This is a genomic window from Halopseudomonas pelagia CL-AP6 (genome assembly GCF_000410875.1).
Classification (GTDB): Bacteria; Pseudomonadota; Gammaproteobacteria; order Pseudomonadales; family Pseudomonadaceae; genus Halopseudomonas; species Halopseudomonas pelagia.
Genome location: NZ_AROI01000042.1, coordinates 1 through 8523, shown reverse-complemented (window position 1 = coordinate 8523; position 8523 = coordinate 1). Strand labels below are relative to the sequence as shown.

Here is an 8523-nt window from a genome sequence, read left to right as displayed (position 1 = left end):
CTGGGCCGAAAGCGGTCTTTCGCATGGAGCCGCTTGCTGCCGCTCTGCTAGGGGAGCGTTTCGCAGGCACCGCCAGCAGAATTCGCGCAGATCCTGCAGCGGCCCCATTAATCCTTCGTCGTATAATCTGTATTGGCGTCGCAGGATAGGACGGGCTGGAGTCGAGCAACCGACGCAGTAACAAGGCTGCTTAAGGAGGCAGGAGATCAGGTCATGACCTATACCATTCCAGAAAAGATAATCGAGACGATACGGAAATCTAGACGAATGGTGATCTCCACCGGAGCGGGAATCTCCGCGGAAAGTGGGATAGCGACCTTTAGGGATCCGGTAGACGGACTCTGGTCTCAGTATGACCCGGAACTCCTTTCCACCCCGGAAGCTTTCCGCCGTGACCCGTCGCTAGTATGGGGATGGTACGAGACAATGCGCGGCCAGATGCGCAACGCATCTCCCAATCCAGCGCACCACGCCGTTACGGAGCTCACCGTGATTGTCCCTGAGGTCGCTTTAATCACGCAAAACATAGATGATCTGCACGAACGAGCTGGGGCTTCAGACGTAATACACCTTCACGGGAGAGTGTTTGATTCCCGGTGCTTCGCTTGTGCTCGACCTCACTATCGTCGAGACATACCAGCCACCCTTGGGGGGCCGATCGAGCCGCCTCGTTGCGGCCATTGCAACGGAAGGATTCGTCCAGGAGTGGTGTGGTTCGGGGAACAACTGCCCCAGCGCGACGTCAAGCGCGCTTTCGATGCTGCGAAGCGCTGCGACTGCCTCATTTCAATCGGCACATCTGGTGAGGTAAACCCCGCTGCGACCCTACCCGACATCGCTCTGGACTCGGGGGCAAGTGTCATACACGTCAACATTGACCCTTGGTGCCAGCACAGGCCCAACGAGTACTTGCTGGAAGGCCGAGCCAGCGAAATCATGTCGACAGTTCTAGCAGAGGCGTTCCCGAGCGGCAAAAGATAATGATCTGTACGTCACGCCAGCGGCCCACAAGCATTCGTCGCGAGAACAGATCAAGGATACCATCGGCGGAGCCCTAAGGTGGATATGGCGCCTCTATTTACAAACACCGCTGGCTCTTGGCCGGAAGCGGCCGGACGGAGTCAATTCAAAACAACTCCTTTTCTTCGCGGCTTGAAGAAAATGGCCACACAGGCGGCCGCAGCAAACATGGCCAGCGCACCGAGCGTGCCAATCGCGTTCATAGCTGCCCCGAACAGGGGGGTACCTATGGCCTGGCCGAGCGCTAGGCTGAGAAAAGGAATGCCCAGCCCAAGATCAGGACGATCCGGCATCAACTTGATGCCCTGAATCAGGAACACCCCGGTGGCTACGATGTAGGCCGCGCCGAACAGACCCATGGTGGCAAAGGCAAACACCGGCGAGAAAGCGGTCGCCGTCACACCCAGCGTGCTGATGGAGATCCCGAACAACGCGCAGCCATGAACGTGGGCTGTGCCGAACCTATTGGTCAACACGCCCGTCAGCGAGCCGCAGATACCGGAAAACACCCACCACGATCCAGACCCACGCCAGACGATCAGCCGCAAACTGAAAATCATTGCGCAGAATATCCGCCCCAAATGTCCAGACAGCAGTGCTCGCCGTCCCGGTCAACGCTGCACTTGCGCACAACGCCGGCACTCCAGGCCAGGTAAGGTATGGGAGGGAAAGCGTACCCCCTGGCTGAACGTGTCTGACAGGGGGTACAGCGAACCAGAGCCATAACGAGATCCCTGCGCCTATCAAGGCAAACAAACCGTAGAGCTCCCGCCATGCACCAGCCGCCAACAGCGCCGCCATGCCGGAAAACACGATTCCCGCCGCGGTGCCGGCATTGATCATTCCATTTGCCTTGGGGCTGTCGCGGTCATTGAAGCGTGCAGCAACAGCAGTGGCGAGCGGCGGCGAAGTTAACCCTGTACTCAATCCGGCCAGACCAATGCCCAGGCCCAGCGTCCACGCTGAAGAGGAAAACGTCACGATGCCCATGCCGGCCGTTGCCGCCAGTGCAGCTGCTAATGCGATGAACCGAGGACCCAGCTTCCCAACCCCGTAAAAAGCCAAAAGGATGCCGACGCAGTAAGCTGCAAAGGCGCTTCCGCCGACCCACCCAGCAGCGGTTACTCCCAGAGACAGGTCCTCTCGAATCTGCGGCAACAGCATCCCATACGCAAACCGCGCCAAGCCATATGAAAGGGCGGTCAAGGCAAAGCCCGCCGCCACCAGGTTCAGGTCGCGCTTCATGGCCGGTCAGTTCCAGCAAATGCAATCAGTGACAATGCCGCCTGCTTGGCATCGTCGATGACTGACGCGCCCGCTACACCGGCTCCGGCGGTGGCGCCCTCGAATAGGAGCCAGACCTGTGTGAACAGACGCTCATTGTTTTTCCCCAAAGCGAGCTTCACGCGTTCAGCCACCTCATTTCGAAACTCAGTCTTTTGGGCATCAACGAGCGAGACGACCTCCCTACTCGCCTGGGCATATTCGCTGCGCGCTCGCAGGAGCATACAGCCAAGCGTGCCGTGCTCCCGCACCCAAGCTCGAAGCGTATCGAAAAGCGCCTCGACGCTACCCGGCTGCGCTTGAAGCTGATCCATAAACGTGCGGTGCCGTTCCGCTAGAACGGCGAGCACCAGCCCGTTGCGCGAGCCGAAGTGTTTGTAGAGCGTGCGGGTGGAGATTCCAGAAGGCGCTATGAGACGGTCGATTCCGATGCCCCTAAAACCTTCCGCTTCAAACAGACGCGTAGCGCCATCAATTATTTCTGTACGTTTATTCATGCATCGAGTGTAAAACGATCGATTTACATGTCAAGCACCGGCTCTGAGTGGGCGCATCGCTGCGAAGCTAGTGGAAGATTGGCGTCTATCAGATTTCAGGCTCGCTCAAAGCGAAACGAAGCCGCGGATCCATCTCGAATCTTTCAGCCAATCTCTGGGTGACAGTCCGCATTTCGATTAGAAGGGACGGGGCAGCGCAGACTCACCGCCTTTGCTTGGCCTCATCGGCTATCAGGCCCGCTCCTGAGCCTGCGAACTATCGGTCACGGCCGAAGCGGGTCAGCGGAAAGGATGAGCATATAGATGGGCATTGTGAGCGCCAGCCACCTTGCGGACATCTCACCAGCCAGCACTTGGAAATAAGCTCTCACTTCACGTCGGCCGGGATTGAGGTCGTCACAATCCAGCTAGATCTGCCTCCTCCAATAAGTGCCGCACAAATCCCGGCGGGTGCAGATTTCCGGGAGGTTTGCGCCAGATCAGTTGGAGACGCTTTTCAAGCCCCGGGATGGGAAGAGCTACCAGCGCGCCACTGCGAACTTCGTCTTGTACTGCGGAAGCCATCACCAACGACACGCCGAGTCCCGCCCTGACCGCTTGTTTGACTGCCTCGGTGCTGCCTAGCTGCATACCGCTGCGAGGCACGCCCAGCTCGCCAAAGTATTCGGTCAGAAGCCGTCCGGTACCGCTACCCGGTTCACCTCCCAGCATCGGCAGGTCCACCAGACGATCACGTTCTATGCACCCTGCTTCAGCCAGCGCATGGTCGGGGCTGACGATAAGCACCAGCGGCTCGACCCGCCAGAGGCGGTGTTCGAAGTCGGGGTGAGGTAGCCACCATTCCATGATCGCGGCGTCGAGCTGGCCCGCCAGTAGCTGGTCGGCCACATCCGGGTTGGCGGCGATGCGCAGATCCACCTCGCCCCTCTCATTTGCGGTCGTCAGATAGCTGCGCACGAATGGCTGGAGAAGGTAGGTGCCGATGTTGGAGCTAGCCCCGACGCGCTCACGATTGCCATGCAGGGCTTCTAGCGCCCGGTCGTGCATGTCGAGCAAGGCGGTCGCATGCGGCATGAAGGCCAGCGCCCGTGTGGTAGGCTGGCAGCCGCTACGACTGCGCTGCACCAGCGTTACGCCGACCTGCTCTTCAAGCTTCTGCAAGTGCTGCGACACCGTCGGCTGGGCCAGCCCCAACGCCCTCGCCGCGCTCTGAAAACTGCCTGTTTGAACGATCGCTACCAGGCTCTTCAGCCAGACCGGATTCAACATGCGGCAGGCTCGGCCTGGGGCAGACGGTTCGCAGCGTTGATTGGGCGCGCACCTGCCAATGCCTGGATGATGTTCTGCGCTGCACAACGTTCAATCTCCAGGCGCACCGCGCGCACTGCCGACCCTATGTGCGGAGTGAACAGCGTATTCGGATGCGCGAGCAGCGCAGGATCGATCAGCCGCGGCCGGTCCGCGCGAGCCCAGTCTTCCATTTCGAATACATCCGCCGCATACCCGCCGAGCTGGCCTCGCTCAAGCGCCGCGAGCACGGCGGCTTCATCCACTACCGAACCACGACAGGGGTTTACAAGCAGAGCGCCCGGCCGTACGAGGGCAAGCAGCACGGCGTTGACCAGATGCTGGGTATCGGCATTCAAGGGAAGCGCCAGCAGGATGAAGTCCGAGCTGGCGAAGAGTTCGCTGCACGCCACCTGGCGCAGGCCGAGCCGTTGCTCGGTTTGTGTATCCAGAGCCTTCGCCTCGTGGTACTGCAGGGTCGCGCCCCATCCCTGCAAGCGCTCAGCCATGGCCAGTCCGATGGCGCCCATGCCAAGGATGCCGACCGTAGCGTTATCCAGCCCCGTGCCGTAGAACTGTGGTTGCCAGCCCTGGAACTCGCCAGAGCGGACGAACGCATCTGCTGCTCGCAGATGCCGCCCCAGCCCCACCGCCAGTCCAATCGCCAGCTCGGCAGTCGGGACGGTCAACAGATCAGGCACGAAGGTCAGCCAGACCCCGCGGGCAGTACAGGCGTCCACATCGAAATTGTCGAAGCCCTTGAGCGCGCAGCCGACTACACGCAGCTCAGGGCAGGCTTGAAGAAAGTCTGCATCGACCCGATCGGGCATGAACGCCATCATCGCCTGAGCATCGCGGCAGCGGCGCAGAATTTCCTCGCGCGTCAGCGTGCTGTCGGTCTGGTTGGTCATCAGCTCGCAATGTGGCGCCAGCAGTTGCAGGATCTCATCGTGTACCCGGTGAGTTATAACGAGTTTCGGCAGCATGGAGTTTCCTATTTGAAGCGTTTGCGCAGTACGCCGCTGAAGGCGTCTACCAATGTGACCATGGCCAGGATGACCAGCAGGATCGCGGCCACCTCCTGATACTGCATGATGCGCAGCGAGCCCATGAGTTCGAAGCCGATACCGCCGGCGCCAACCATGCCCATCACAGTTGAGGCGCGAAAGTTGTATTCCCAGCGGTAGATCGCCACGTCAGCGAACTGCGGCGTCACTTGTGGCAAAACCGCGTGGAGCAGCACTTGCATCGGCGTAGCCCCCGCAGCCCGAGCGGCTTCCACCGGCGCTTCGTCGACGTGCTCGATGGCCTCGGCGAAGAACTTGCCGACCATGCCGATCGAATGCAGACCCAGCGCAAGCACGCCTGGCAAGGCGCCGAACCCTACGGCTGCAACGAAGATGATGCCCATGATCAGCTCCGGCACCGACCGCAGGGCATTGAGCAGCACCCGGGCAACACCGAACACAAGGGGGTGCGGCGCCGTATTGCGCGCTGCAACGAAGGCCACCACCAGCGAGAACACCACTGCGATGGCCGTACCGGCGATGCTCATCGCCAAGGTGTCGATCAAGGGGCGAATCCAGCTTCGATAGCCCGAAAAGTCCGGCGGCATCGCCTCGCCTGCCAGGGTCGCGATGGAGGGCAGGCCGTTCAGCAACGTGGTGGCATCGAGCAGCCCCACGTACCAGCAGGCCAGCAGTACCACTCCGAGTACAATCGCCACCTGCCCCAGCTGGCGCCACCAACCGAGGCCGAAGCCTCGGAGGATGTGCTCGCGTTGCTCAGCAGGCAGCGCCTGCACGTCGTAATGAGTAGACATATCGGTGCTCACATCGTGGCGAAGTCGAGGCCGAGCAGCGATCCCATGTTGCGGATCACATCGTAGTCGGCGTCGGTGATGGGCGCGAAGGCCTCGGCCTTGAAGTTGCGCAGCACTTCGGGATCGTCGATACCGACGAACACATCCCGAACCTTGGTTTTCAGCTCGGGGCTCAGGTTGGAGCGCATCGCCCAGGGGTACTGGGGATATTCGCCGCTGTAACCGAGTACCTTCACTTTGCTCGGATCGATCAGGCCACGTTCGGCTACGTGATTGAAGATCACCTCCGACAGCCCACCCGCATCGGCGTTGCCGTTCGCCACGTTGACGGCAACGGCGTCATGCGTGCCGACAAAATGCTGTTCGTAATCCTGCCCACCCGTCAGCTCGGCCGTCTCGAGGAGAACGGTTTTGGGAATCAGATGGCTGGATGTCGAAGCCCGGTCACCGTAGGCCATCTTCTTGCCCTTGAGGTCGGCATAGTCGTTCACGCCTGACGCGACATTGGCGATGATCACCGAGCGATAGGTTGGCTTGCCGTCGATCACCATGGCAGCGAAGGGCTCGATGTCGCTTTTGCTTTTGGCCATGACGTAGGACAGCGGACCGAAATACGCCAGGTCGATACGGCCGAAACGCATCGCCTCGATCATCGAGGAATAGTCGGTGGTTACGATCAGCTGCACCTTCTTGTCCAGATGCTTTTCCAGATAATCCTTCAGCGGCTGGTTACGCTTGATCAGCTCGGAGGCGTTCTCGTCCGGTAGCAGGGCAACTTTCAGTACATCTGGATCGGCATCGGCCGCTACGGCGGACAAACTTGAAACAGCGGACAGCAAGCAGGTCAATAAGAGCGCGGATAAGCGTTTCATCAGGACATCTCCAGTGAAGGTTCGAGCATGACAGGTGGTTCGGCCGGAGCATTCGCTGGCTGAGTCGTAGAGCGGCCTGCATAGATGCGCTCAAGCTGCGCATCGGTGAGTTCCGAGGGCGCGGCATCGAAAACGATCTGAGAATCGGCCAGCCCGACGACGCGATCGGCGAAGCGGCGGGCATATTCGAGTTGATGCAGCGAAACGATGGCGGTGATCCCGTCTTCCTTACAAATGTCGCGCAGCAGTCCGAGAACGCGGACTGAGGTTGCCGGGTCGAGGCTGGCTACCGGCTCATCGGCCAGAATGATCGCCGGCTGCTGCGCTAACGCACGCGCGATGCCTACCCGCTGCTGCTGGCCACCGGACAATTTGTCCACTCGGCTCAGCGCCTTGTCTGCCAGTCCGACCCGGGCGAGGCAACTGAGCGCAATCTCCTGATCGGCACGCGGCAAAGGAAACAGCGAGCGGAGCGTGCTGTGAAAGGCCAGCCGGCCGGTCAGCACATTAGCCAGTGCGCTTTGACGTTCGATCAATTGATGGTGCTGGAAGATCATGGCGGTACGCCTACGATGCTGACGCAAGGCCGAGCCGCTGCCGAGCTCACCGAGTTCGCTGGTGACACTGCCGCCAGTGGGCGTGACGAGTCGATTGAGACTACGGAGCAAGGTCGACTTGCCTGCGCCCGAGAGACCAAGCAGCACGGTGAACTCACCACGCCGGAATGCAACCGAGGTATCGCTCAGGGCGGTCACGCCGCCTGGGTAGATGACGCTCAGTCGGTCGACCCAGAGCACGGCGTCCTGTATCGGGTGGGGTGTCATATGATCACCTTTCGCAATTTTACGGGCCGCAGAATTGCGGTTCGCAATGCAGAAGGTAAGCATTTTTTGTTAATGCACTGCTTCAAAATGATGACGATTCAATGAAAGCTGTGGATTTCCTCGCGAGAGCGAGAATGGCTAGGTCGACAGGCCAAATTTGTTCTCAGCGCATCAAAATCATTCAAGACCGCAGCAGAGAACCCTGACACCGTTATAGCCTACCACCCACTAACGGAGAGACACTCATATGGGCATTCGCTCCAGCAGTATTACTATCGTCACAGAAAGCCTTGTCGCCACGCGTCAGTTTTATGAACGACATTTTCAAGCCCAGCGATTGTTTGACTGCGGCTGGTATGTGGTGCTGCGTCTAAGTGGCCCAGCCGCACAGGAGATTTCCCTGATGCGTCCCCAGCAGGGAATGGAGCCGTTTAGAGGCGGTGCTTATGTTAATTTGGAGGTGGAAGATGTCGATCAACTCTACGCCAACCTGACGTGCGCAGGTCTAGAAGCGGTGAATCCGCTCGACGATCATCCATGGGGCGACCGCGGTTTCGGATTGGAGGATCCCAGCGGAGCTATCGTGTATTGCTATCAGCGCATTGAACCAGCCGACGAATTCAAGGCCTACTTCATCAAGGCCAACTGACAAATAGACTGTCGGTAGTAAGCAGCGACGTACAGTCGTTTTCGTGACGGCGACTTCGCTGCTCGGTCGACTGGACCGACTAACCGCTTTGGGAAGGAAAGCGCTTCTCCCCCGCCAGATGTTAAATTTGAGCGATGCGCATCCCTTATGAGGATTTGAAGAGCAGCGAGCTATAGCGCACGAACTTCCATATCGGAAATTTTCTTCTTCAAACAGGATGCTGGCCCGCGCCCAAACAAAAGGTGAACGGGGCGGCGGCAAAAACTGA

10 protein-coding genes are annotated in these 8523 nt (G+C 59.6%); 2 read left to right on the top strand and 8 right to left on the bottom strand.

Going from position 1 to position 8523, the window contains the following annotated elements:
- The first annotated feature begins 213 nt into the window (after positions 1 to 213).
- Positions 214 to 981: an SIR2 family NAD-dependent protein deacylase gene (locus K787_RS0120430; protein WP_022964665.1), complete on the top strand. Its 768-nt coding sequence runs from the start codon at positions 214 to 216 to the stop codon at positions 979 to 981.
- A gap of 140 nt (positions 982 to 1121) precedes the next feature.
- Here the strand turns inward: K787_RS0120430 and K787_RS24450 are convergent, their stop codons facing one another.
- The 8 genes from K787_RS24450 to phnC all read right to left on the bottom strand — a co-directional run bounded on the left by K787_RS24450 (position 1122) and on the right by phnC (position 7606).
- Positions 1122 to 1493: a hypothetical protein gene (locus K787_RS24450; protein ID WP_161785954.1), complete on the bottom strand. Its 372-nt coding sequence runs from the start codon at positions 1491 to 1493 to the stop codon at positions 1122 to 1124.
- On the bottom strand, positions 1483 to 2265 hold the full coding sequence (locus K787_RS23990) for an MFS transporter (protein ID WP_028615159.1): 783 nt from the start codon (positions 2263 to 2265) through the stop codon (positions 1483 to 1485). Before K787_RS23990 ends, K787_RS24450 begins: the two co-directional genes overlap by 11 nt.
- Positions 2262 to 2801, bottom strand: a complete 540-nt coding sequence (locus K787_RS0120415; protein ID WP_022964664.1) for a TetR/AcrR family transcriptional regulator — start codon at positions 2799 to 2801, stop codon at positions 2262 to 2264. Before K787_RS0120415 ends, K787_RS23990 begins: the two co-directional genes overlap by 4 nt.
- A 396-nt stretch (positions 2802 to 3197) precedes the next feature.
- On the bottom strand, positions 3198 to 4070 hold the full coding sequence (locus K787_RS0120410; protein WP_022964663.1) for a LysR family transcriptional regulator: 873 nt from the start codon (positions 4068 to 4070) through the stop codon (positions 3198 to 3200).
- Entirely contained in the window at positions 4064 to 5074 is a 1011-nt protein-coding gene (gene ptxD, locus K787_RS0120405) for a phosphonate dehydrogenase PtxD (RefSeq protein WP_022964662.1), read from the bottom strand. Before ptxD ends, K787_RS0120410 begins: the two co-directional genes overlap by 7 nt.
- A gap of 8 nt (positions 5075 to 5082) precedes the next feature.
- Entirely contained in the window at positions 5083 to 5910 is an 828-nt protein-coding gene (gene phnE, locus K787_RS0120400) for a phosphonate ABC transporter, permease protein PhnE (RefSeq protein ID WP_028615158.1), read from the bottom strand.
- Positions 5911 to 5918: 8 nt separating this feature from the next.
- Positions 5919 to 6782: a phosphate/phosphite/phosphonate ABC transporter substrate-binding protein gene (gene phnD, locus K787_RS0120395; RefSeq protein ID WP_022964660.1), complete on the bottom strand. Its 864-nt coding sequence runs from the start codon at positions 6780 to 6782 to the stop codon at positions 5919 to 5921.
- Positions 6782 to 7606: a phosphonate ABC transporter ATP-binding protein gene (gene phnC, locus K787_RS0120390; protein WP_023628720.1), complete on the bottom strand. Its 825-nt coding sequence runs from the start codon at positions 7604 to 7606 to the stop codon at positions 6782 to 6784. Before phnC ends, phnD begins: the two co-directional genes overlap by 1 nt.
- Before the next feature lie 247 nt (positions 7607 to 7853).
- Between phnC and K787_RS24905 the strand changes: the two genes are divergently transcribed.
- Positions 7854 to 8255 (top strand): VOC family protein, encoded by a 402-nt coding sequence (locus tag K787_RS24905; protein ID WP_022964658.1) that lies wholly within the window; start codon positions 7854 to 7856, stop codon positions 8253 to 8255.
- Positions 8256 to 8523 lie beyond the last annotated feature (268 nt).